The organism is Gluconobacter albidus (assembly GCF_002005485.1).
In the GTDB taxonomy this organism is placed as follows: domain Bacteria; phylum Pseudomonadota; class Alphaproteobacteria; order Acetobacterales; family Acetobacteraceae; genus Gluconobacter; species Gluconobacter albidus.
The window spans coordinates 2,575,139-2,598,222 of the sequence record NZ_CP014689.1 but is presented as its reverse complement, the minus strand read 5'-3'; the positions used below and the strand labels follow the sequence as shown (position 1 = coordinate 2,598,222).

The following is a 23,084-nucleotide window of genomic DNA, read 5'->3' as shown; positions in this document are numbered from 1 at the left end:
ATTGGGGGAGTCCGGGCTCTGCCCGGACCCGGCAGGGATCTTGATCCCTGCACCCTGTTTTAGGTTCAGGGTTTTAAGGCGTCTGCCATTGTGTAGAGGCCTGCCGGGCGTCCGGCGAGCCATTTTGCGGCGAGCAGGGCGCCTCTGGCGAAGACCCTGCGGTCCAGTGCGCGGTGGGACAGGGTGATCTGTTCGTCCGCCGCCATCAGGACAAGGTCATGTTCGCCCACGATCTGCCCGCCCCGCAGGGAGGCGAATCCGATCGCCCCGTCCGGGCGCAGACCGTTCTGGTCGGTCCGGGCCACGTCTTCGAGCGCGACTCCACGCCCCTCCGCCACGGCCTTTCCGATCGCCAGTGCCGTGCCGGATGGCGCGTCCAGCTTCTGGCGGTGATGGACCTCCAGAATTTCCGCATCATAATCCGGCAGTCCCGCGCCAAGCTGCCGGGCCAGTTCCAGAAACAGCGTCAGTGCGGGTGAGAAATTGGCGGCCTGAAGGACGGGAATATGCTGCGCCGCCGCGTTCACGGCGTCCTGCGCGCCCTGGTCGAGCCCGGTGGTTCCCAGAACCCATGCACATCCGGTCTGCGCGAAGGCCGCCGCATGGGCCGGGACCGTCGTGGCGTGGCTGACATCAATCACCACATCGCAGTTCTTCGCGAGCGTGGCAGGGTCGGTCGTGATGTTGCGCGAAGCATCTGCCGTGCGGGACAGGCCGCCTGTGAGGGCAGTTCCGGCCTCTTCGGCGCAGAGTGTTCCAAGCCGGCCCGTAATGCCGGCGATACCAATGCGGGGAGCGGAAATCAGGGTCATGGTTGGTCCATCAGATACGGAAAAATCAGAGACCGGCGTCTAGCCGGGCGTCAAAACGGCTGCGGGCGGCCTCGATTTCGGGCCGGTTGGACAGCGCCCACTGACCGAAGGCCTCCGTCAGCGTCCACAGCGATTCTCCGAGCGTCGTGAGTTCATAATCCACGCGCGGCGGAGTCGTCGGGGTGACGGTCCGCAGGACGAGGCCGTCGCGCTCCAGATTACGCAGGGTGAGCGTCAGCATTCGCTGCGAAATCCCGTCGATCGTACGGCGCAGTTCGCTGAAACGGTGCGGCCCGCGTCCGAGCGATTTGACGATCAGGATGCTCCACTTGTCCGTCGTGCGCGCAAGAATGGAGCGGATGACGGCGCAGGCATCCCCGTTCTGCGAGCAGTCCAGAGCGGCCGTATTCGGCCCTGCGGATGGCTTGGGGGGAGAAACGGTATCACTGACGCGAACATCCATGTGCCTATGGCTCCGGAATGTGCCTTCTTGCGGCGGGGTTCAAAGGTTCCTTATCTGGTGCTGGTTACGATCAGGAACCGGAAAGATCAAAATGAAACTTCTTCACATCGATTCCAGCATTCTCGGTGACAGCTCTGCCAGCCGTCAGGTCAGCGCCGCCGCTGTCGCCCAGTTCCGCAAGAAAGACCCGTCCGTCGAGGTCATTTCCCTCGATCTCGCCAGCGATCCGCTGCCGCATCTGGATGTCGAAGCGCTGTCCTGGCTGGGCAAAGAGCTGACGCCGGATGTGTCGGCCCGTCCCGAACTGGTCGCCAGCGCAAAGGCTCTGAATGATTTCAAGGCGGCGGATGTCGTCGTCATCGGCGTGCCGATGTACAACCTGTCGATTCCCAGCCAGCTCAAATCCTGGATCGACCGCATTATGGTGGCGGGTCAGACCTTCCGCTATGGCGCGGGTGGGATCGAGGGTCTGGCCAAGGGCAAGGCAGTCGTGCTCGCCGTGGCGCGTGGCGGCCTGTATGGCGAAGGCTCGCCCGCAGCGTCCTTCGAGCATCAGCTCAGCTATCTGAAATCTGTCTTCACCATGATCGGCATTACGGACATCACCGTGATTGAAGCCGAGGGTCTCGCCACGAATGGCGGTGCCGACCGTGCCCGCATTCTGTCGGACGCGGAACAGAAAGCCAGCGCGCTCTAAGGTCTTCTGGCTCTCCGGCCGGTCGTTTTTTTTACAAGGCGATCGGCCGGAATTTAGGGCCGGAGTTTCAGTATCGGGCATGGCCCGGAGGCGTCCGGAAAATCAAGATTTCCGGAAAGTGAATGGACCTTTTGCGCGTCCGTGCGTCATGTCGTGTGAACGCAAGACTGCACAGATCCGAGGAGCCTTTCATGAGCCAGCAGAATTTCCGCAGCATCCTGACGGGATCGTTCTCGACACCCTGCGATGACAACCCCACCGTTGCCATGATCGAGGCGGCCTACCGGCACCACGATATTGATGCCCGCTACATCAACTGCGACGTCAAGGCCGAGGGTCTGAAGGACGCCGTGGCGGGCGCGCGGGCCATGGAATGGGTCGGGTTCAACTGTTCCCTGCCGCACAAGGTCGCGGTGATCGAGCATCTGGACGAAGTTGCCGAATCCGCCCGGATCATCGGAGCCGTGAACTGTGTCTCCATCCGCGATGGCCGTCTGATCGGCGACAATACGGACGGCAAGGGCTTTCTGGCCTCTCTCAAAAAGGTCACGGACCCATCCGGCAAGAAGGTCCTGCTTCTGGGGGCAGGTGGTGCCGCGCGCGCCATCGCCGTGGAACTGGGTCTGGCCTCCGCCGCCCATATTACCGTCATGAACCGCGACCCGAAGAAAGCCGAAACCATCGCTGCCCTCGTTCGGGACAACACGTCGGCCAAGGCGGACATTCAGGCCTGGGACGGTGACGCCAGTGTGCCGGAGGACGTGGACATCCTGATCAACGCGACGTCCATCGGTCTGGGGGATTCCGAAACCATGCCCCCTCTGAAGGTCGAGACCCTGCGCAAGGGGCTGATCGTCGCTGATGTGATCCCGAACCCGCCCAGAACGCGCCTGCTGCGCGAAGCGGAAGGCAAGGGCTGCACCGTGCTGGACGGGCTCGGGATGCTGGTCAATCAGGGCGTGATCGGCGTGGAGCACTGGCTGGGCAAGACGCTGGATGGCGGGGTGATGGAAAAGACCCTGAAGGATATTTTCGGCGCGGCCTGACATAAAAAACCCCGGTGCCTTCAGGGAGGGCACTGGGGTTTTCCGTGAACCTGATAAAGATCAGCGGCCGTCGAAGAAGTCGCGGACCTTGGCGAAGAAACCACTGCTTTCGGGGCTGCCCTTGGCGTGGTCGTCCCCGGCTTCCTTCTCGAATTCTTCAAGAAGCTCGCGCTGGCGCTTCGTCAGATGGCTCGGCGTTTCGACCGAGACCTGAATATACATGTCCCCACGGGCCGAGGAGCGCAGGACCGAGAAACCCTTGCCGCGCAGACGGAACGTCTCGCCCGTCTGGGTTCCGGCAGGGATGCGGACCTTGCTGCGGCCGCCATCCACAACCGGTACTTCCACTTCCGTGCCCAGAGCGGCCTGAGTCATGCGCAGCGGAACGCGGCAGTAAATGTTCGCGCCGTCGCGCTGGAAAATGTCATGCGACAGGACGGAAATGTGGACATACAGATCGCCTGGCTGCACGCCTTCACCTCCAGCTTCGCCCTTGCCTGCCATGCGGATGCGGGTGCCATCCTCGACGCCGGCGGGGATGTCGATGCTGATGGTCTCGGTCTTCGCCTGCGTTCCCGTGCCGTGACAGACCTTGCACGGATTGGCGACAGTCCGTCCCGAACCATGACAGGTCGGGCAGGGGCGCTCGACGAGGAAAAAGCCCTGCTGCGCCCGGACCTTCCCCGCGCCGTGACAGGTCGGACACGTGGTGCTGCCCGCCTTGGGATCGGCTGAACCCGAACCGTGACAGGACTCGCAGGCCACGCGGGTGCGGACCTCGACATCCTTCTTCACGCCCGTGAAGGCTTCCATCAGTGTGATTTCGACCTGAACCTGGACATCCGCCCCGGTCCGGCGTCCACCACCCCGACGGCCGCCCATCATGTCTCCGAACATCTGGTCGAAGATGTCGCCCAGACCGCCTGCACCGGCAAAACCACCGCCGAAGCCGCCACCCATTCCGCCCATGCCACCTTCGAAGGCATCATGGCCGTACTGGTCATAGGCGGCGCGCTTCTGCGCGTCCTTCAGGACATCATAGGCTTCGTTGATTTCCTTGAACTTCTGCTCGGCGGCATCATCCCCCGGATTACGGTCGGGGTGAAAGCGCATGGCCTGTTTGCGGAAGGCTTTTTTCAGCTCGTCCGGCGAGGCCGTGCGGGAGACTTCGAGGGATTCGTAATAGTCGATTCTGGTGGCCATGTTCGGTCCTTAGGGGGCGTTCCGGAAGGCGGTCCCTGTTATGGGCCGGAAAAACAAGAATGGCGCCCACCCCCTTGCGGGAACGGGCGCCCTCGGAAAACAGGGCCGGACGGAGCGTTCGGCTCCATCCGGGAAAGTCACCCGATCAGTTCTTCTTGTGATCGTCTTCGAGGTCTTCGAAGTCGGCATCGACGACGTTGTCGTCCTTCTTTTCGGCTTCCGGAGCAGCAGCGCCTTCAGCACCCTGACCGGCCTGATAGACAGCCTGACCAACCTTCATGGCAGCCTGCGTCAGCTTGTCGCTGGCAGCCTTCAGGGCCTCGAGGTTGTCGCCACCCAGAGCTTCGCGGGCTTCGGCAATAGCGGCTTCCGCTTCGGACTTGTCAGCCGCTGGAACCTTGTCGCCACCTTCGGTGATGGACTTCTCGGTCTGGTGGATGAGGCTTTCCGTGCTGTTGCGCAGCTCGACCAGCTCACGCTTGGCCTTGTCGGCGGTTGCGTTGGCTTCCGCGTCCTTGACCATGCGGTCGATGTCGGAGTCAGACAGACCGCCAGAGGCCTGGATCTTGATCTGCTGTTCCTTGTTCGTGGCCTTGTCCTTGGCGGACACATTCACGATGCCGTTGGCGTCGATGTCGAAGGTGACTTCGATCTGCGGCATGCCGCGTGGCGCCGGGGCAATGCCCTGAAGGTCGAAGTTGCCCAGCAGCTTGTTATCAGCCGCCATCTCACGCTCGCCCTGATAGACCTTGATGGTCACGGCGTTCTGGTTGTCTTCGGCCGTGGAGAAGGTCTGGCTCTTCTTGGTCGGGATCGTCGTGTTGCGGTCGATCAGACGGGTGAACACGCCACCCAGCGTTTCGATACCCAGCGACAGCGGTGTCACGTCGAGGAGCAGGACGTCCTTGACGTCACCCTTCAGGACAGCGCCCTGAACGGCAGCACCGATGGCGACCACTTCGTCCGGATTGACGTTACGGGCCGGTTCCTTGCCGAAGAATTCCTTAACCGTTTCGATGACCTTCGGCATACGCGTCATGCCGCCAACGAGAATGACTTCGTCGATCTCGCTCGGGGAGACAGACGCATCCTTGATGGCTGCACGGCACGGGCCGAGCGTACGCTGCACCAGATCATCGACGAGGCTTTCCAGCTTGGCGCGGGACAGCTTGACGACGAGGTGCTTCGGACCGGAGGCATCAGCCGTGATGAACGGCAGGTTGATCTCGGTCTCCTTGGAGGAGGACAGCTCGATCTTGGCCTTTTCGGCGGCTTCCTTGAGGCGCTGCAGGGCGAGTTTGTCGCCACGCAGGTCGATGCCCTGCTCTTTCTTGAACTCGTCAGCCAGGAAACCGATGATGCGGTTGTCGAAGTCTTCACCGCCCAGGAACGTATCACCGTTCGTGGACTTCACTTCGATCACGCCGTCGGAGATCTCGAGAATGGAGACGTCGAACGTGCCGCCACCAAGGTCATACACGGCCACCGTACCGGAATCGCGCTTGCCAAGGCCATAGGCGAGGGCTGCTGCGGTCGGCTCGTTGATGATGCGCAGGACTTCGAGTCCGGCGATCTTGCCAGCGTCACGCGTGGCCTGACGCTGGGCGTCGTTGAAGTAGGCCGGAACCGTGATGACGGCCTGGGAGACGGTCTCGCCGAGATAGCTTTCGGCGGTTTCCTTCATCTTGCCCAGAACATAGGCCGCGATCTGCGACGGAGCGTACTTCTCGCCGCGGGCTTCGACCCATGCGTCGCCGTTATCGCCACGGACGATGCCGTACGGCACCATTTCCTTGTCCTTCTGGACGGTCGGGTCGTCGTAACGACGGCCGATCAGACGCTTGACGGCGTAGAGGGTGTTGGCGGGGTTGGTCACAGCCTGACGCTTCGCGGCCTGTCCGACGAGACGCTCACCCTTGTCGGTGAAAGCGACCATGGACGGCGTCGTGCGGGCGCCTTCGCTGTTTTCGATCACCTTGGTTTCATCACCCTCGCGTACGGCAACGCAGGAGTTGGTGGTACCAAGGTCAATGCCAATGACTTTGCTCATGTAAAATCAGTCCTCTCAGCGGTCCGTCCCGGCCCTGTGAGGCACCGGATCGAACCCTATTGACGTCCCCAGACCCTCACGGGCCTGTGTTTCGACTACTGATCTAGGCAAGGCTGGAAGGTGTTTCAAGCACTTCGACGACACATTTCGTCGAGAATCTTGTCCCGCCGGGTCCTGAAAGGAAAGATGGCGGTTTCAGATATGCGCATCGCCCTTTAGTAAGGTCGGGCCTTCCGCTTTGCCTGCCAATGGGACAGTCTTCACACAGCCATGCCGAATCATTCCTACTTTCGTGCCACGCTGCTGGCTGTCCTGACCTGTTTTTCCGCAACCGGGCTGTCTGCCTGTGGCCCGATGGGGCCGGGAAAGCTGCGCAATGACCAGCTCGAATATTCCCGTGCGCTGGGGGATACCCAGAAGCACGAGATGCTGCTCAACATCGTGCGGCTGCGGTATGCCGATCCGCCGACCTTCCTCGATACGACACAGGTGATTGCGGGTTACAGTGTTTCCAAGAGCGTCAGCGGCGGTTTCTATGCCTATCCGGCGACGGCCGTGGGAAACTACCTGTTCGGGACAGGGACGATGTCGATGGGGGAAAGCCCGACTTTCACCTATCAGCCCGTGACGGGCCAGCAATACGCCGAGAACGTGGTCCGGCCGATCTCGCCAACCGTCATCATGCCTCTCAGCCTTGGCGGTCTGCCGATCGACACGCTGCTGCGTCTGACGGCGCAGTCCATTGACGGCCTCTCCAATGTGCGCGGCCTTGGTGCGGGGCCGTTTGGTGGCGGGTCCGTACGGTTCTATCTGCTGCTGCATGACCTGAGGCAGCTTCAGGTCGCGGGGGCCATGACCATCCGGATCACGACCGATCCTCCGACACCGCCGGACAGCAAGAAGACCGGTGGAAAATCCGACGGTAATGGCGGAGGCAATGGCGGTGGGCCCGGTTCCGAACGCTCCTATCTTGTCCTGACGTCCACCTCTGAAAGCAATCTGCTCGCCATTCAGGCGGAAGTGCGCCGTCTGCTGCATCTCGATCCGACGGCGGAAGAAGCCGAGATCGTTTATGGGCCTTATCCCAAACATCCAGGCCAGATTGCGATCCTGACGCGCTCGATGCTCGCGATGTTGACGCAGCTCGCCTATGAGGTCGAGGTTCCGGAAGACGACATCAAGGCTGGTCGCACACCGCCGACGATCGGTCAGGTCGGAATCGAGAACCGGCCGGAAGTCGTGATCCATTCGGGCAAGGAAGAGCCTGACGGTTCCTATGCTGCCGTCAGTTATCACAATGCATGGTTCTGGATCAGCGACCGGGATTTCCAGAGCAAACTGGCCTTTACGATGGTGCAGGTTCTGGCGGCTCTTGCGGCGACCAACCATACGGGCGGAGCGGTTGTCACGATTCCGGCTGGGTAATAGGAATAACGTTTATTTGAATTCACCGAAATGGAACTGTATTCGAACACGGTTTTGTTAGAGTGGAATACGGGAATATTGAAAAAGAGCCGTAGCTTTCCTGAAAGTCTGCAATTACCGTCCGGGGTATCAGTGCAGGAGGCTTTCACCGATGCCAAATACTTATGGCAACAGGACCCTGACCGAGTGGCTCACGCTCGTGCTCGGGGTTGTTATCGTTCTGGTGGGGCTGTTCTTTGTTATCGGCGGGGCTCAACTCGCGATGCTGGGCGGCTCCGTCTATTATCTGATCTGCGGCGTTCTGCTGGTTGCCAGCGGCGTGTTTATGGTTCTGGGGCGCACGCTCGGCGCATTCCTCTATCTGGGCGCTCTTGCCTACACCTGGGTCTGGTCGCTGTGGGAAGTGGGCTTCAGCCCGGTTGATCTTCTGCCGCGTGATTTCGGCCCGACGCTCCTGGGTATCCTTGTCGTTCTCACCCTTCCGGTTCTCCGTCGACTGGAAACCCGTCGCACCCTGAGGGGAGCCGTCTGATGCGCAGATCCCATCTTCTCGCCACCGCAGCCTGCGTGACGCTGGCCTGCGCGCCGCTGGCCGCCAATGCCCAGTTCGCTCCCGCAGGAAGTGGCGGTTCGCCGACCGCGACCGTTCCCGGCCCCGGCAATGCCGACGAACCGACGGCAACGACTCCCGCCGGTACGAGCCGTTTCTCCGGCCCGTCTCCCTATGCGCCTCAGGCTCCGGGTGTGAATGCCGCCAACCTGCCGGATATCGGGTCCATGGATCCGAACGACGTTCCGCAGATGGCGCCGCAGCAGAGTGCTGCTCCCGCGCAGGGGGACTGGTCCGCCTATGGTCGCGATGACAGTCAGACGCGTTATTCGCCGCTGTCGGAAATCACGCCGCAGAATGCCGACCAGCTCAAGGTGGCTTTCGTCTATCACACCGGCAGCTATCCGCGTCCGGGACAGACGAACAAATGGGCTGCCGAAACCACGCCGATCAAGGTGGGTGACGGGCTCTATATGTGTTCGGCACAGAACGACATCATGAAGCTCGACCCGGCGACGGGCAAAGAGATCTGGCGCCACAACATCAACGAGAAATACGAAGCCATTCCCTACACCGCCGCGTGTAAGGGCGTGACGTATTTCACGTCGTCGCAGGTGCCGGAAGGCCAGCCCTGCCACAACCGTATTCTTGAAGGCACGCTTGATATGCGTCTGATCGCGGTTGATGCTGCGACCGGCAATCTGTGCGAGGGCTTCGGGCATGGCGGTCAGGTCAACCTGATGCAGGGCATGGGCGAGTCTGTCCCCGGTTTCGTGTCTATGACGACGCCGCCGCCGATCGTGAACGGTGTGGTCGTGGTCAACCACGAAGTCCTCGACGGCCAGCGCCGCTGGGCACCGTCGGGCGTGATCCGTGGTTATGACGCCGAAAGCGGCAAGTTCCTGTGGGCGTGGGATGTGAACAATCCCAACGATCACAGCCAGCCGACCGGCAACAACCATTACAGCCGTGGTACGCCGAACTCCTGGGCTGCGATGACGGGCGACAATGCGCTCGGCCTCGTTTACGTTCCGACCGGAAACTCGGCTTCGGACTATTACAGTGCGCTGCGTAGCCCTGAAGAAAACAAGGTGTCTTCCGCAGTTGTCGCCATCGACGTAAAGACGGGCGCGCCGCGCTGGGTCTTCCAGACGGCTCACAAAGACGTCTGGGACTATGACATCGGCTCGCAGGCGACGCTGATGGACATGCCCGGTGCCGACGGTCAGACCGTTCCTGCGCTGATCATGCCGACCAAGCGCGGCCAGACCTTCGTGCTGGATCGTCGTGACGGCAAGCCCATTCTGCCGGTCGAGGAGCGTCCTGCTCCGTCGCCGGGCGTGATCCCGGGTGATCCGCGTTCGCCGACGCAGCCCTGGTCTACGGGAATGCCGGCCCTGCGCGTGCCGGACCTGAAAGAGACGGACATGTGGGGCATGTCTCCGCTTGACCAGCTCTTCTGCCGTATCAAGTTCCGCCGCGCGAACTATACGGGTGAGTTCACCGTGCCGAGCGTCGACAAGCCGTGGATCGAATATCCTGGCTATAACGGCGGCAGCGACTGGGGCTCCATGTCCTATGATCCGCAAAGTGGCATCCTGATTGCGAACTGGAACATCACCCCGATGTATGACCAGCTCGTAACCCGCAAGAAGGCCGACCAGCTTGGCCTGATGCCGATCGACGACCCGAACTACAAGCCGGGTGGCGGTGGAGCCGAAGGTAACGGCGCCATGGACGGCACGCCTTACGGCATCGTCGTGACCCCGTTCTGGAACCAGTATACGGGCATGATGTGCAACCGTCCGCCCTATGGCATGATCACGGCCATCGACATGAAGCACGGTCAGAAGGTGCTGTGGCAGCATCCGCTGGGAACGGCCCGTGCCAATGGTCCGTGGGGTCTGCCGACAGGTCTGCCCTGGGAAATCGGCACACCGAACAATGGTGGTTCGGTTGTGACGGCCGGTGGCCTGGTGTTCATCGCGGCGGCTACGGATAACCAGATCCGCGCCATCGACGAACACACGGGCAAGGTGGTCTGGAGCGCGGTCCTGCCGGGCGGCGGACAGGCCAACCCGATGACCTATGAAGCCAATGGTCACCAGTACGTCGCCATCATGGCAGGTGGTCACCACTTCATGATGACGCCGGTCAGCGATCAGCTGGTCGTTTACGCCCTGCCCGATCACAAGGGCTGACAGAACCGGGGGCTGAGGCTCCCGATGCAAGACGCAGGGGTGGTTTTCGTGCCGGAAATGGCACGGGAGCCACCCCTTTGTCGTTTCGAGGGGCGGTTTTTCCATTTTTCGGGTGGGAAGGGGATGCAGACCCGGCTACAGGCTGTTTTCGTCTGAAAATACTCTTCCCGGAACAGGCTCCGCAGAACCGTCATGACCGACCGCTCCCCCGTCATCCTTCAGGTTCTTCCGGCGCTGGGCACCGGCGGTCTGGAGCGCGGGGCTGTCGAGATCGCGGCGGCAATCACGCAAGGCGGCGGCACGGCACTCATAGCCTCGCGTCCCGGTCAGCTTCTGGTGCAACTGCGTCATGCAGGCGGTCGGCATGTCGAGCTGGATCTGAAGAAAAAATCGCCTGTCGCCGTGCTGCGCCGGGCGCGGGATCTTCAGGCGCTCATCCGCAGCGAAGGTGTGGATCTGGTCCATGCGCGTTCCCGGATTCCGGCCTGGGCAGCGTGGATTGCCTGCCGTCGCGAAAACATCCCGCTCGTGACGACATGGCACGGCGTGCATGAGGCGAAATGGCTGGGCAAAAAACTCTATAATTCCGTGTTGGCGCGCGGCGCGCGGGTCATTGCCATTTCCGAGTTCATCGCCCGCCGTCTGCGCAGCGAATACGCCGTGCCGGAGAGCCGCCTGCGCGTCATTCCGCGCGGTGCGGATCTGCGGGAGTTTACACCCGGCGCAATCTCCGGTGAGCGCGTGCAGAAACTGGCTGATGCCTGGCGCGTGCCTGCGGAAGCAAAAATCATTCTCATGCCCGCGCGGCTGACGGCATGGAAAGGTCAGGGCGTTCTGCTTGAGGCGCTGGGCCTGCTGCGCTCGAAGATGGGCACGGGATGGATCTGCGTTCTGGCAGGCCCGGAGAACGACCGGAAGTTCTCCCGCAGGCTGCAACAGCAGGTGCGGGAACTCGGGCTTGAAGACCATGTCCGGTTCGCCGGAACCTGCACCGACATGCCCGCGGCCTGCGAGCTGGCAAGCGTCGTCGTGGCGCCATCGCTCCGGCCCGAGCCGTTCGGACGCACTCTGGTGGAAGCGCAGATGATGGGCTGCCCGGTGATCGGCACGGCACAGGGCGCGATGATGGAGACAATCCTGCCCGGCGAGACGGGTCTGGTGGTGCCACCCGATGATGCGGACGCTCTGGCCGACGCCTTGAAAAGCGTGCTGGAAACAGGCGAAGACGCGCTGGACTGGCTGGCGGAAAAGGCCCGTGCCCATGCCATTGCCAACTATACGACGGCGCTGATGCAGGCCCGGACGCTGGGCGTTTATGACGAACTTCTGGGCACCCGTCTGCGGACGGTATTCGAGGAACAGGACCATGACCGCTAAGGACGCAAAACCCGCGGAGCAGATCATCCGCGATCGGGCTGCCGCCGCAAAGGAAGAACGCGAAAGCCGCGAGGCCAAAGCGCTCCGCGCCAATCTGATGCGTCGCAAACAGCAGCAGCGCGCGCGGCCTCAGGACGAGTCTGCCTCATCCGCTTCTGATGATCGCTGAGCGCCGGTGAAACGCAGTTTTCCCATGCCGTCCCCGCAGGAACTGGCGCTGACGGGTGTGACGGTGCTGTGGGGCGGGACGTTCCTCGTGCTGCATATCGCCATGCAGCATTGCGGACCGCGCTTTTTCGTTTTCGTCCGTTTCATGATGGCGGCGGTGTTCGTCGGGCTTCTGGCCGGACGGAAGCTGCTGGATTTCAACCGGCGGGAGATCCGGGCCGGGGCCTTGATCGGAATTGCCCTGGCGACCGGCTATATGTTGCAGAGCGCGGGTCTGCACGACATCACCAGCAGCCGCTCCGCCTTTATCACGGCGCTTTACGTTCCGCTGGTGCCGATCTTTCAGTGGGCGTTTCTGCGCAAGGCGCCGCATCTGATGAGCTGGCTTGGAATCGGGCTGGCTTTTGCGGGGCTGGTCTGTCTGGCGGGTCCGGCGGCGCTATCGCTGTCTTTCGGGCACGGAGATCTGCTGACGCTGTTTGCGGCCATCGCCATTGCGGTCGAGATCGTCCTCATCAGCCTTTATGCGCGGGGTGTGGACAGCCTGCGCGTAACGGTCATGCAGCTTTTTGCGGGCAGTCTGTTCGCGGGGCTGATGGTTCCGGTCTCGGGGGAAGCGCTTCCGGCCTTTTCATGGGTCTGGATCGCCTGCGCGCTGGCTCTGGGAGGGCTGAGTGCGCTGGTGCAGGTTGTGATGAACTGGGCGCAGAAATCCGTCTCCCCGACCAAGGCGGCGGTGATCTATGCCGGAGAGCCGGTCTGGGGTGGGCTGGTCGGCTGGCTGGCGGGAGACAGTCTGCCTCCCGCAACGCTGCTGGGGGCCGTTCTGATCGTGGGGGGCGTGCTGACCAGCGAACTGCGCCCGCAATGGCTGGAAGCGCTGCTGGGCCGCTCGTCACAAGCACTCACCAAAACAGACGCTCACGAAAAATGACCGATCTGACACATTGCGTGATCGGGCGTCGCTCGCTAGAGCAGGTGGGTTAGACGCACGGCGATTTCTGTCGCCCCCGCCCAGGAGTGCCTTCATGCCCATCATGCCCGACACATGGATCCGCCAGATGGCCCGTGAAAGAGGCATGATCGAGCCGTTCGTGGAGGCCCAGAAGCGCGAAGGCGTCATTTCCTTCGGCCTGTCGTCCTATGGCTATGACGCGCGCGTGGCCGAGGAATTCAAGATTTTCACGGATGTGGACAGCGCCATCGTCGATCCGAAGAATTTCGCGTCCAACAGCTTCGTGACCCGCACGGGTGACATCACCATCCCGCCCAATAGCTTCGCACTGGCGCATACGGTCGAGTATTTCCGCATCCCGCGTGACACGCTGGTGGTGTGCCTCGGCAAGTCCACCTATGCGCGCTGCGGCATCATCGTGAATGTCACGCCGCTGGAGCCAGAATGGGAAGGGCAGGTCACGATCGAGATCAGCAACACCACGCCGCTGCCCGCGCGAATCTACGCGAACGAGGGCATCTGCCAGTTCCTGTTCTTTCAGGGCGCCAGCCCCTGCGAGGTCAGCTATGCCGATCGTGCCGGAAAATACATGCGCCAGTCCGGCGTCACCACGCCCCGCCTCTAACCCTCCGCTTCTCAAGGCCTGTTTCTCAAGGATCGCACCATGGACCGTTTCATCATTCGCGGTGGCCGCCGCCTGACAGGCGAAATCGAGATCGGGGGGGCCAAGAACTCCGGCCTCAAGCTCATGGTCGCCGGGCTTCTGACGTCCGAGCGGCTGGTGCTGTCCAACGTGCCGGGTATCGCTGACATCAAGACGATGCGCGACCTGCTGGTGGGGCTGGGCATCACTGTCGAGGATGCCGGGCCGCGCACGCTGTCCATCGGCGGCGAAATCGGCTCCGTCGAGGCGCCCTATGACATCGTCTCCAAGATGCGCGCCTCCATTCTGGTTCTCGGCCCGCTTCTGGCGCGGGCCCGTGAGGCGAAGGTCTCGCTGCCCGGTGGCTGCGCCATTGGAACGCGCCCGGTCGACATGCATCTCAAGGGGCTTGAGACGCTTGGCGCCGTGATCCGGCTGGAAAACGGCTATATCAATGCGACTGCTCCGGACGGGCTGAAGGGTGACCGGATCATCCTGCCGTTCGCCAGCGTGGGCGCGACCGAGAACCTGCTGATGGCCGCGACGCTGGCGAAGGGGCGCACCCATATCGTCAACGCCGCGCGTGAGCCGGAAATCAGCGATCTGGTGCATTGCCTCAACGCGATGGGCGCGCAGATCACGGGCGAAGGCTCGGGCACGCTGGTCATTGACGGTGTGGAGAAGCTGCACGGCGCGCATTACGCCGTCATGCCTGACCGCATCGAGTGCGGCACCTATGCCTGCGCGGCTGGTATCACGGGCGGCGATCTGCTGCTCGTGGGCGGACGGGCCGATGATCTGGGCGCGGTGATCCGCACGCTGGAAGAAACGGGCGTCGAGGTTGTGGAAGAGGCGCGCGGCCTGCGGGTCCGTCGCAGCGGGACGCTTCAGGGCGTGGACATTATGACCGAACCGTATCCGGGCTTCCCGACGGACATGCAGGCGCAGTTCATGGCGATGCTGTCCGTGGCCGAGGGCGCATCCATGATCACCGAGACGATCTTCGAGAACCGCTTCATGCATGTTCCGGAACTCAACCGGATGGGCGCGCGCGTGAACGTGCATGGCCGCTCGGCCATTATCCGTGGCGTGTCGAAGCTGTCGGGTGCGCCGGTCATGGCGACCGATCTGCGGGCGTCCTTCTCGCTGATCCTCGCGGGTCTGGCAGCAGAAGGCGAGACGCAGCTCAGCCGCATCTATCATCTGGACCGGGGCTATGAAGGCGTGGACCGCAAGCTTGCCGCCTGCGGTGCCGATATCGCCCGCGTCTCGGACTGACAGATCTGAAAGTTTTTGGGTTCCGCCTTTTTTCAAAAAGGCGGAGGTCTTTGAAGCTTTTTGAAAAAAGCTTCACCAAAAACTTTTATCCGTTTGCGACCAGATCCTTCAGGACGGCTGCGGTGCCGTGTGTTTTCAGGTCTTCGCGGGTCTGGATGAAGCGCGTGAGGAATTCGGCGGAGTCTTCAAGGCCCCATCCGGCGAACACGGTCATGTCCAGCGCCCTGGCCGGGTTCGGATCCAGCGCGAGTGCGCGGTCTTCGGCGCTCAGGCGGGGTTCGGTAACGGCGAAACTGGCCTGCACGTCGTCGCGGCCCACCAGATAGGCACAGTAGCAGGCGAGAACGAAGGCGATCCGGCGCGGGTCCTGCGCGTTTTTCAGAACGTCTTCCGCCGTGGCGCGCAGGAAGACCGGCAGCTTGGACGTGCTGTCGGACGTAATGCGAAGAAGCTGGTCGCTGACGGCATGGTTGCGGAACCGCTCCAGAAGCAGGGCGGCATAGTCCGACAGGCTGATGCCCGGAGGGGCCGTCAGTTGTGGTGAGACGTCGTGGCGCAGGAACTGCTCCAGCAGGGCCGCGAGATGTTCGTCGCCCATCGCTTCATCGACCAGCCGGTATCCCATCAGCACGCCGGGCAGGGCCAGCATGGAATGGGATGCGTTCAGCATCCGCAGCTTGACCTGTTCGTAAGGCTCGACATCGTCCGTGAACAGGACGCCGACCTGCTCCCAGGCTGGGCGTCCGGCGGGGAAATTGTCTTCCACGACCCACTGGATGAAGTCTTCGCAGAAAACCGGAACACGGTCTTCAATGCCGCTCTGGGCGTTCAGCCGCGCCACGTCGGCAGGATGAACAGCCGGGGTGATGCGATCGACCATGCAGGACGGGAAGGCCACTTCGGCTTCGATCCACGCTGCCAGTTCCGCATCCCGCAGACGGGCGAAGGACAGCACGGCATTGCGGGCAACATCGCCATTCGCGGGCACGTTGTCGCAGGACAGAATGGTGAAGGGCGCGATCCCGGCGTCACGGCGCTGGCGCAGGGCTTCGGTCATCATACCGAAGGCCGTCTGCGGGACCGGGCGGTGCAGGTCTTCGGCGATGGTGGGGTGTTCGGTCATGAACCGGCCCGCCTCGTCCATGTAATAGCCGCCTTCGGTGATGGTCAGGCTGACGATGCGGATGGCGGGGTCCGTCAGGCGCTTCAGAGCGGCTTCGCGGTCGGCGGGGGCATGGATGTATTCGACCAGCGACTTGACGACGCGGACCGTATCGGGACGGTTCGGCGGGCAGGCGCGCAGGGTGTAGAGGCCGTCCTGTGCGTGCAGGGCCTCAGCCTTTGCCACTTCGCCGGGAAGGTCCATCAGGCCCATGCCCACGATGCCCCAGTCAGACTGCCCTGGAAGGGCCAGCGCGCGGTCCGTATAGACGGCCTGATGGGCGCGGTGGAAGTTGCCGACACTGAGATGGACAATGCCAGGTGTCACCGCCTCCCGATCGTAGGGCGAGGTCAGGATGGAGTCCGGCAGAGTCGGAAGGGTCTGGGCAGTCAGGATCATGGAAAGGATCTTTCAGACGAAAGGACCGGCTTCTTTTAGAAGTCTCTTCATTGGAGGAAACTGTTTTTGTATTGTGTGAATTATTTCTAATAATTCTCCCGGACCCGAGAGCATTACGAGAAATGAACACTTTCCATTAAAAATGGCGTCCTTTCGCGTTTTTTCTGATCTGACTTATAACTGCAGCCCTAATCTTTCGTTTTTGCAGGACTGTCTTTTCATGAGTGCTCCCATCCATCGCCTGAGCGTTGACGAGCTTGTTCCAATGGTGCGGTCCGTCGTGTCGACCGAGACGGACATGATCGCCAACATGGCCAATATCGCGGCCCTGCTGTTCGAGGCCCTGCCGCAGATCAACTGGGCCGGGTTCTATCTCTGGAAAGAGGCTGAAAAGCAGCTTGTGCTGGGGCCGTTTCAGGGGCGGCTGGCGTGCACGCGCATTCCGCTGGGCCGGGGTGTGTGCGGGACGGTCGCGCAGAACCGCGAGACGCTCGTGGTCCCGGACGTCCATGCGTTTCCGGGCCATATCGCGTGTGATGCGGCATCGGAGTCGGAAATCGTGCTGCCGGTGGTGGCGTGTGGCGCGCTTGTGGGAGTGCTGGACATCGACAGCCCGGTGAAGGACCGGTTTACGGACGCGGACCGTGTGCGGCTGGAAGAGATTGTCAGTCTGCTGGTGGCGACGCTGGAGGGGTGAGCGGGGACGGGCCCCGCTCCAGAACTCAGGCCGGGACTCAGGCCGGGACGTTGACGGAGAGGTGTTCCATCAGCTCCGGCACGTCCTGCACAACCGTGAACAGACGGCGGGCGGACGGGTCCGCAAAACCCTGATCGACGGCCGCATTCAGCGTGTCGACCAGTGATGTGGCCCAGCCGCCGATATTGACGATATAGATCGGCTCCTGATGCAGGCCGAGCTGCTTCCAAGTCATGATTTCCATCAGTTCGTCGAACGTGCCGAGGCCACCGGGAATGATGGCGTAGGCGTCGGAGAGTTCGAACATGCGGGCCTTGCGGGTGTGCATGTCGGGTGTGACTTCAAGCTGCGTGACGCCCTTGTGCATGACTTCGCGGGCGTGGAGGAATTCGGGAATGACGCCGATGACCCGGCCGCCGGCCTGAAGGGCCGCATCGGCGACCGTGCCCATCAGCCCGACATGGCCGCCGCCATAGACCAGTGTGATTCCGTGTCGCGCCAGAGCCGTTCCGATTTCTTTTGCCCCTTCGGCGTAAACGGGGGAGTTGCCGAAGCGGGAGCCACAGAAGACGGCGCAGGAACGAATGGTCATGTCGGGTCCGTGTATGTTGAAACGAAGATCTGTCACGAAATCCGGCGGCCCAGCGAACGGCTGATCAGCACACCGCCCAGACAGCAGACTGCGGTGGTGGCGAACATTGTTCTGTAGCCCGCGAACTCGATGACCTGTCCAAGAAACAGCCCCGAGAAGGCGATGGCAAGATCAATGAAGATGGAATAGGCGCCCAGAGCGGCTCCACGGTTCTCCGGACCCGCGCTGTTGACGGCCAGAACGCCTAGTGCGGGGAAGAGCAGAGAGAAGCCCGCTCCTGTGAGCGCGGCCCCCACGAGGGCTGCGAACGGCGTCTGGAACAGGCCGAGCGTGGCGAGTCCCAAAGCCTCCACCAGCAGCGAGACGATCGCTACGAACACGCCTCCACGAAGGGCGATCTGCGAAGCGAAGAAAAAGCGGATGACGACGAAAATGAATCCGAAAACTGCCAGCGCGGTGGCGGCGCCCTCCCAGTGCAGGACGGAATAGTACAGAGCCAGGAATGACGAGATGGCGCCAAATCCGATGGAGCCGGCTGCCAGCGCGGAGCCATGCGGCAGGACGAGTCTGAGGGCGCGTGCGAAGGCAATGGGTTTGCTGGTCGCCGGGAGGGGTTGGACCGCAGGATAAAATCCGATGATCGCAAGGCCGAACAAGGGCAGGACGACCGAAAGGATGCCGACCGAGACGAGCCCGCCATAAGGTGCGGCCAACAGGGAAAGTTTTGCCCCGACCGGCGCGCCCAGCGCGATTCCGCCATAGGAGCAGATGCCGTTCCACGAAATGGCGATGGCCGTGTTTTCTGCCCCGGCGCGACGGATGTTCCAGACGATTACCCCGGTCGCGGCCCAGCTTTCCGCCCAGCCCAGCAGCAGGCGACTGGACAGCAGAACCCCCAGGGACAGCAGCGGCGTTGCGGCCAGAAGCCCGGACCCCGCCAGCAGCAGCCCCGACAGAACGCAGGTTACGAGTCCGCCGATGACGATGGGTTTGGGGCCGATCCGGTCCACCAGTCGTCCGGCGGAGGGGCGCGCCGCGAAGGTCGCGAAATACTGGAGAGAGAAGGTGAGGCCTGCCACGGTGGTGCTGTAACCCAGGGCCTGATGGACGAAAATCGTCAGGACGGCATTGGGCAGGCCGATCACGATATAGACCAGCAGATTGAACAGGACGACGGCAAGAACGCGTTTCGTCGGTGAGGCCGCCGACGTTTCCTGCGCGGTCATGGCTCTGCTCTCCTGAGGCTTGTCTGTGAAAAGATCCCCCATGGCATAGGCTAGATGACGGGTGCCGTCACGAGGGCGCCCCTGTCTTTGCGTCATAAATTCCGCGTGGAGGGCTCTTATGAAGGGTCGGGCGTGTCGCGGAACAGGAGTTCCATCTGGTTGCACGGCGTGGTTGCGGGAGCATAAAAACCCGAAAGCGTCAGGCCCAGCAGACGCACACCCGGCACAAAAGGAAACAGCGGCGCCATCAGGCTCTGCCCCGTTTGCAGCAGGACCTCTTCGGACGGAACTGGAGCGGGCAGGGTGCGGGCGCGGGTAATCTGGCGGAAATCGGCGTATTTGACCTTCAGCGTTACGGTCCGGGCCTGAAGGTCGCGGCGTTGCAGACTGCCCCACAGCTTGGCGGCGATCTGCGTCAGGGCCATGTGTGCGTCGGTTTCGGAGGTCAGGTCCTGAAGATAGGTCTGTTCGGTTCCGAGGGATTTGCGCTCCCGGTTCACAACGACGGGACGATGATCAATGCCGCGTGAGATGCCGTAATAGAAGGCCGCTGCCTTGCCGAAATGCCGGGTCAGGGTTTCGATGTCGTGTGTCCGCAGGTCCGCGCCCGTCTCGATCCCGAGTGCGCGCATTTTCCGGGCAGTGGCGGGGCCGATGCCGTGAAAGGCGTCCACGGACAGGGTTGCGACGAAATCCGGCCCCATGGCGGGCGTGATGACGAACAGCCCGTCGGGCTTGCGGTAATCCGAAGCCAGCTTGGCCAGAAACCGGTTGTAGGACACGCCGGCGGAGGCAGTCAGGCCGGTTTCGGCGTGGATATCCGCGCGGATGCGGTCCGCGACCAGCGTGGCGGAGCCATAGGCGCCCAGATGGTCCGTCAGGTCCAGATAGGCTTCATCGAGCGACAGCGGCTGGATCAGCGGTGTGTAGCGGGAGAAAATGTCATGAATCTGGGCCGAAACAGCCCGATAGACGTCAAAGCGTCCGGGGACGAACACAAGCTCCGGGCACAGACGTTTGGCCGTGACTGACGGCATGGCCGAGCGGACTCCGAACCGCCGGGCCTCGTAGCTTGCGGCGGCCACCACGCCCCGCGCCTCGCCCCGCCCGACTGCGAGCGGACGGCCACGCAGGGAGGGGTCGTCCCGCTGTTCGACAGACGCGTAAAATGCGTCCATGTCGATATGCACGATCCGGCGTTGCTCCATGATGCGAGTGTCGCCGATTCGGAAGAACGAAACAAGATCAGGATCCGTCCATGAGCTCCGATAACAGCCCCGGGAAAACTCTCGAAGAGGCCCGCAGGGACGCCGGTTTCCAGACGCTTTCGACCCGGCTGGCCTACAGCAATCCCTGGACCGCGCTGCGTGAGGACATCATCGTCCATCCCAACGGAAAGCAGGGCCTTTATGGCATCGTGGAGCGGGGCGAGTTCGTCGTGATCCTGCCGCTGCATTCCGACGGGAAGGTCACGCTGATCCAGCAGTTCCGCTACCCGGTGGGGGAACGGCTGCTGGAGCTTCCGATGGGCATGTGGGAGACGAAAGAGAACGTCGATCCGGTCGAACTCGCGCTCGGCGAGCTACGCGAGGAAACCGGACTGCGCGCCGGCGAGATGATCCATGTCGGCACCATGTATCAGGGGGCCGGATACTCGAACCAGAAGGGACATGTCTTTCTTGCCCGCAATCTGACGCGTGGTGAGACGGAGCTTGAGGCGACGGAAGAGGACATCACCTGTCACGACATGACGCTGGAGGCATTCGAGAGCATGATCCGCGATGGTGAACTGAAATGTATGGTCTCGCTGGCCGCGTTCGCCCTGATCCGGGCAAAAGGCCTGATCTGAGGCAACCTGCCCGGAAATTGCGGAACCCGGGACATCTCTGGGGCGCTATCAGAGGCCGAGAACATCATGAAGGTCCCGATGGTCGACACCGCATCGCCGTCCCCCGATACCAGCCGGATCGTCGCACGCGGTCATCCGAGCGATAACGAGCTTCTGGCTTTTTACCGCTCGGAGATCCGGTTCGAGACCGAAGTTGTGAACGGTCGTCTTCAGGCCCTTCTGGGATCGCAGGCGTTTCTGGTCATTGCCTATGCGACGGCCATGACTGGCTCCACGAAACGGTGGGGCGACAGCATGGTGCTTCTGCTGCCGCCCCTGTTTTCACTGCTGGGTTTCGTGCTGGCGCTGATGGCGCTGCCGGGCATCCGTGCGGCTTATGCCGCGATCGGGAAATGGGAGGGCAAACAGCGCCATCTGCACACCCGGAGCCCGGACCTGACCGATTTTACCCTGGCCCCGAACGAGGACGAAACCCGCGACATGATGCGTCGCGCCCAGCGCGGGGCCCTGTTCGCCCATCAGGCCCCGTTCATTTTCATGATCGCTTGGGCGATTTTCGGGTTCATCCCGTTCTATCTGTATCTGAAATAGCGGTCAGACGACTTCGTCCAGAAAAACGACCTCCGATCCGCCGCCTTCGACCAGCGGGGTGATTGTCTGGTTGAAGACCTTGCCGTGCTCGGTGGCCATATGGGCGGCAAAGGCCGCATCGTCCCGGTAGGTTTCCTCCACATGGAACAGGTCTGGGTCTGAGGCGAGCGTATAGACCTTGAAACGCTCGCAGCCGGGTTCGGCGCGGACGTCTTTTGCCAACGCCGTCAGCAGGCCGCGCAGGGTTTCGCGCTGTCCGGGAAGGGCCTTGAGCGTGGCGTAGAGGGTCTTGGGCATGGCGGAGAGCCTTGTGGTGGTTGATGATGTCGCACCTTGCCCCCCGGAGCCCGGTCCGCAAAGGCAAAGCTGCGTGAGGATCAGGGCTTTTCCAGCAGCGTCTTGCACCGCATCCACGACATGCGGTCCCGGAAGACGAACAGGACGTAATAGTCCAGCTCGCGGCTGCGGGTTTTCGTGGTGCGGGTATAGAAGGGATAGACGTCGAACGGCCCCTGAAGCCCGGCAGGAGCAGGCTCCGACGGCAGGACGCAGGTGACGCGGAACAGCGGCATATAGACCGCATCATCGCCGGGATTGCGCCGGACATGCCACAGATTACGCCGGAACTTCCTCAGCCGTTCCGGCAGGAGGAATACCATCGATTTTTCGATGAATCCCGCCCCGAACTGCGCCGGCCGGTAATAACGCATGTCCTCGGGCATGTTGCAGAAATTGGGATGGTCCTGAACGATCATGGACCATCCTTTACGGCATCGGTGCAGGCGTTGGGAGAGGTGCGCCGCGCCTTATTCGCCCGACGCCTCATTGTCTGAAGCCTTGTCGGAGGCAGGGTCTGCGATCTCCGCTGCCGCACGGTTGAGGATCGCCACGATCCGCCGCAGTTCGTCCGCATCCGCGCCACGGCGGGACTTCAGAGCGGATTTCAGGGCAAAACGCGCATCATGAAAGGCCTGCCCCAAGGTGGGGTCGAGGTCGTTGACGCCGGTGAAAGCCTCGCGGACATCCGCCATACGGGCGCCGATGCGGCTCAGGACGTCAAGGATGCGGGCTGCTTCCTCACTGCGCGCCTCGTGGTGGGCTTTTCCCTCGTCCGTCAGGCTGTAGAGCTTGCGGTTGCCGTCCTGCGCGACGGCGGCAAGGCCGGTTTCTTCAAGATAGGTGAGGGAGGGGTAGATCACGCCGGGGCTGGGCTTGTAAAATCCGCCCGAACGCTCTTCGAGGCGCCGGATCAGCTCATAGCCGTGGGCAGGGGCTTCCGCGAGCAAAGCGAGGATAACGAGCTGAAGCTCATCCGCCGTCAGCTTGCGGCCGCGTGTGAAGTCTTCGCCGCCGAGATCGCCGCCAAAGCCTCTTCCGAAGCGCCCGCCAAAACGTCCTCCTCCCATGCCGCCACCACGCCCGCCATGCCGGTGTCCGAAGCCGCCTTCGCCGCGGTCCATGCCCCGGTGACGACCACCCCGTTTCTCATTGGGCCGTTCGCCGCGGTCTTTCCGGTCGTCGCCTTCCGCGACGGGTCGCCCCCTGCCGAAGAAGCCTCCACGATGATTGCCGCCATGACGGTCCGTGCTGAAAAAATCTGTCTTACGTCTGAACATTATGTTCTCCTATTCGATATATCGAACGATATAATATCTTAAGATATATCTGCAAGAGGAAAATGCAGCCGGATGATTTTTCCG

24 protein-coding genes are annotated in these 23,084 nt (G+C 62.4%); 13 read left to right on the top strand and 11 right to left on the bottom strand.

Features of this window, described 5'->3' with window-relative positions:
• Positions 1-65 precede the first annotated feature (65 nt).
• Both dapB and A0U94_RS11895 read right to left on the bottom strand, forming a co-directional pair.
• Positions 66-812, bottom strand: coding sequence for a 4-hydroxy-tetrahydrodipicolinate reductase (dapB, locus tag A0U94_RS11900; protein ID WP_077803480.1), 747 nt, complete (start codon positions 810-812; stop codon positions 66-68).
• 25 nt (positions 813-837) lie between these two features.
• Complete coding sequence (locus A0U94_RS11895; protein WP_077803479.1) at positions 838-1,275, bottom strand: winged helix-turn-helix transcriptional regulator; 438 nt, start codon at positions 1,273-1,275, stop codon at positions 838-840.
• Positions 1,276-1,366: 91 nt separating this feature from the next.
• Between A0U94_RS11895 and A0U94_RS11890 the strand changes: the two genes are divergently transcribed.
• Complete coding sequence (locus A0U94_RS11890) at positions 1,367-1,972, top strand: FMN-dependent NADH-azoreductase (RefSeq protein ID WP_062031114.1); 606 nt, start codon at positions 1,367-1,369, stop codon at positions 1,970-1,972.
• 191 nt (positions 1,973-2,163) lie between these two features.
• Positions 2,164-3,018, top strand: a complete 855-nt coding sequence (gene aroE / locus A0U94_RS11885) for a shikimate dehydrogenase (RefSeq protein WP_077803478.1) — start codon at positions 2,164-2,166, stop codon at positions 3,016-3,018.
• A 60-nt stretch (positions 3,019-3,078) separates the two neighbouring features.
• Here the strand turns inward: aroE and dnaJ are convergent, their stop codons facing one another.
• Positions 3,079-4,221, bottom strand: coding sequence for a molecular chaperone DnaJ (gene dnaJ / locus A0U94_RS11880; protein WP_062031118.1), 1,143 nt, complete (start codon positions 4,219-4,221; stop codon positions 3,079-3,081).
• Between the two features lie 145 nt (positions 4,222-4,366).
• A complete protein-coding gene (dnaK, locus tag A0U94_RS11875) occupies positions 4,367-6,271 on the bottom strand; it encodes a molecular chaperone DnaK (protein WP_062106664.1) in 1,905 nt (634 codons plus the stop codon).
• A 270-nt stretch (positions 6,272-6,541) separates the two neighbouring features.
• On the opposite strand from dnaK, the gene A0U94_RS11870 reads away from it, so the two are divergent.
• From A0U94_RS11870 to murA, 8 genes are all read left to right on the top strand, one after another.
• Positions 6,542-7,696 carry a hypothetical protein gene (locus A0U94_RS11870; RefSeq protein WP_197460351.1) on the top strand — a complete coding sequence of 385 codons (1,155 nt, stop codon included), beginning with the start codon at positions 6,542-6,544 and terminating at the stop codon, positions 7,694-7,696.
• Between the two features lie 151 nt (positions 7,697-7,847).
• Positions 7,848-8,228, top strand: coding sequence for a hypothetical protein (locus A0U94_RS11865; RefSeq protein WP_062031122.1), 381 nt, complete (start codon positions 7,848-7,850; stop codon positions 8,226-8,228).
• On the top strand, positions 8,228-10,447 hold the full coding sequence (locus tag A0U94_RS11860) for a pyrroloquinoline quinone-dependent dehydrogenase (RefSeq protein WP_062031124.1): 2,220 nt from the start codon (positions 8,228-8,230) through the stop codon (positions 10,445-10,447). The genes A0U94_RS11865 and A0U94_RS11860 overlap by 1 nt, the downstream gene beginning before the upstream one ends.
• Positions 10,448-10,639: 192 nt before the next feature.
• Positions 10,640-11,824 carry a glycosyltransferase family 4 protein gene (locus A0U94_RS11855; protein WP_077803477.1) on the top strand — a complete coding sequence of 395 codons (1,185 nt, stop codon included), beginning with the start codon at positions 10,640-10,642 and terminating at the stop codon, positions 11,822-11,824.
• Complete coding sequence (locus A0U94_RS11850) at positions 11,814-11,993, top strand: hypothetical protein (RefSeq protein WP_062107567.1); 180 nt, start codon at positions 11,814-11,816, stop codon at positions 11,991-11,993. The genes A0U94_RS11855 and A0U94_RS11850 overlap by 11 nt, the downstream gene beginning before the upstream one ends.
• Positions 11,994-12,017: 24 nt before the next feature.
• On the top strand, positions 12,018-12,926 hold the full coding sequence (locus A0U94_RS11845; protein ID WP_062031131.1) for a DMT family transporter: 909 nt from the start codon (positions 12,018-12,020) through the stop codon (positions 12,924-12,926).
• 94 nt (positions 12,927-13,020) lie between these two features.
• On the top strand, positions 13,021-13,572 hold the full coding sequence (gene dcd / locus A0U94_RS11840; RefSeq protein ID WP_077803476.1) for a dCTP deaminase: 552 nt from the start codon (positions 13,021-13,023) through the stop codon (positions 13,570-13,572).
• Positions 13,573-13,611: 39 nt separating this feature from the next.
• Positions 13,612-14,868 carry a UDP-N-acetylglucosamine 1-carboxyvinyltransferase gene (murA, locus tag A0U94_RS11835; protein WP_077803475.1) on the top strand — a complete coding sequence of 419 codons (1,257 nt, stop codon included), beginning with the start codon at positions 13,612-13,614 and terminating at the stop codon, positions 14,866-14,868.
• 85 nt (positions 14,869-14,953) lie between these two features.
• Here murA and A0U94_RS11830 read toward each other — a convergent pair whose 3' ends face one another.
• On the bottom strand, positions 14,954-16,429 hold the full coding sequence (locus A0U94_RS11830; protein ID WP_077803474.1) for a mannitol dehydrogenase family protein: 1,476 nt from the start codon (positions 16,427-16,429) through the stop codon (positions 14,954-14,956).
• A gap of 220 nt (positions 16,430-16,649) precedes the next feature.
• Here A0U94_RS11830 and A0U94_RS11825 point away from each other — a divergent pair, with 220 nt between their 5' ends.
• The gene (locus A0U94_RS11825; protein ID WP_077803960.1) at positions 16,650-17,126 is read left to right on the top strand and encodes a GAF domain-containing protein; all 477 of its coding nucleotides are present in this window, start codon (positions 16,650-16,652) and stop codon (positions 17,124-17,126) included.
• Positions 17,127-17,163: 37 nt separating this feature from the next.
• Here A0U94_RS11825 and A0U94_RS11820 read toward each other — a convergent pair whose 3' ends face one another.
• The 3 genes from A0U94_RS11820 to dinB all read right to left on the bottom strand — a co-directional run bounded on the left by A0U94_RS11820 (position 17,164) and on the right by dinB (position 20,152).
• Positions 17,164-17,718 (bottom strand): LOG family protein, encoded by a 555-nt coding sequence (locus A0U94_RS11820; protein WP_062031290.1) that lies wholly within the window; start codon positions 17,716-17,718, stop codon positions 17,164-17,166.
• A 32-nt stretch (positions 17,719-17,750) separates the two neighbouring features.
• Entirely contained in the window at positions 17,751-18,944 is a 1,194-nt protein-coding gene (locus tag A0U94_RS11815; RefSeq protein WP_077803473.1) for an MFS transporter, read from the bottom strand.
• 116 nt (positions 18,945-19,060) lie between these two features.
• Entirely contained in the window at positions 19,061-20,152 is a 1,092-nt protein-coding gene (gene dinB, locus A0U94_RS11810; protein ID WP_077803472.1) for a DNA polymerase IV, read from the bottom strand.
• A 50-nt stretch (positions 20,153-20,202) separates the two neighbouring features.
• On the opposite strand from dinB, the gene A0U94_RS11805 reads away from it, so the two are divergent.
• Both A0U94_RS11805 and A0U94_RS11800 read left to right on the top strand, forming a co-directional pair.
• On the top strand, positions 20,203-20,793 hold the full coding sequence (locus A0U94_RS11805) for an NUDIX domain-containing protein (protein ID WP_062031151.1): 591 nt from the start codon (positions 20,203-20,205) through the stop codon (positions 20,791-20,793).
• 78 nt (positions 20,794-20,871) lie between these two features.
• Positions 20,872-21,384 carry a hypothetical protein gene (locus A0U94_RS11800; RefSeq protein WP_077803471.1) on the top strand — a complete coding sequence of 171 codons (513 nt, stop codon included), beginning with the start codon at positions 20,872-20,874 and terminating at the stop codon, positions 21,382-21,384.
• Between the two features lie 3 nt (positions 21,385-21,387).
• Here the strand turns inward: A0U94_RS11800 and A0U94_RS11795 are convergent, their stop codons facing one another.
• The 3 genes from A0U94_RS11795 to A0U94_RS11785 all read right to left on the bottom strand — a co-directional run bounded on the left by A0U94_RS11795 (position 21,388) and on the right by A0U94_RS11785 (position 23,000).
• Positions 21,388-21,681 (bottom strand): putative quinol monooxygenase, encoded by a 294-nt coding sequence (locus A0U94_RS11795; RefSeq protein ID WP_062031158.1) that lies wholly within the window; start codon positions 21,679-21,681, stop codon positions 21,388-21,390.
• Positions 21,682-21,761: 80 nt separating this feature from the next.
• Entirely contained in the window at positions 21,762-22,139 is a 378-nt protein-coding gene (locus A0U94_RS11790; protein ID WP_062031162.1) for a hypothetical protein, read from the bottom strand.
• A 51-nt stretch (positions 22,140-22,190) separates the two neighbouring features.
• A complete protein-coding gene (locus tag A0U94_RS11785; RefSeq protein WP_208611641.1) occupies positions 22,191-23,000 on the bottom strand; it encodes a PadR family transcriptional regulator in 810 nt (269 codons plus the stop codon).
• Between the last annotated feature and the right edge of the window lie 84 nt (positions 23,001-23,084).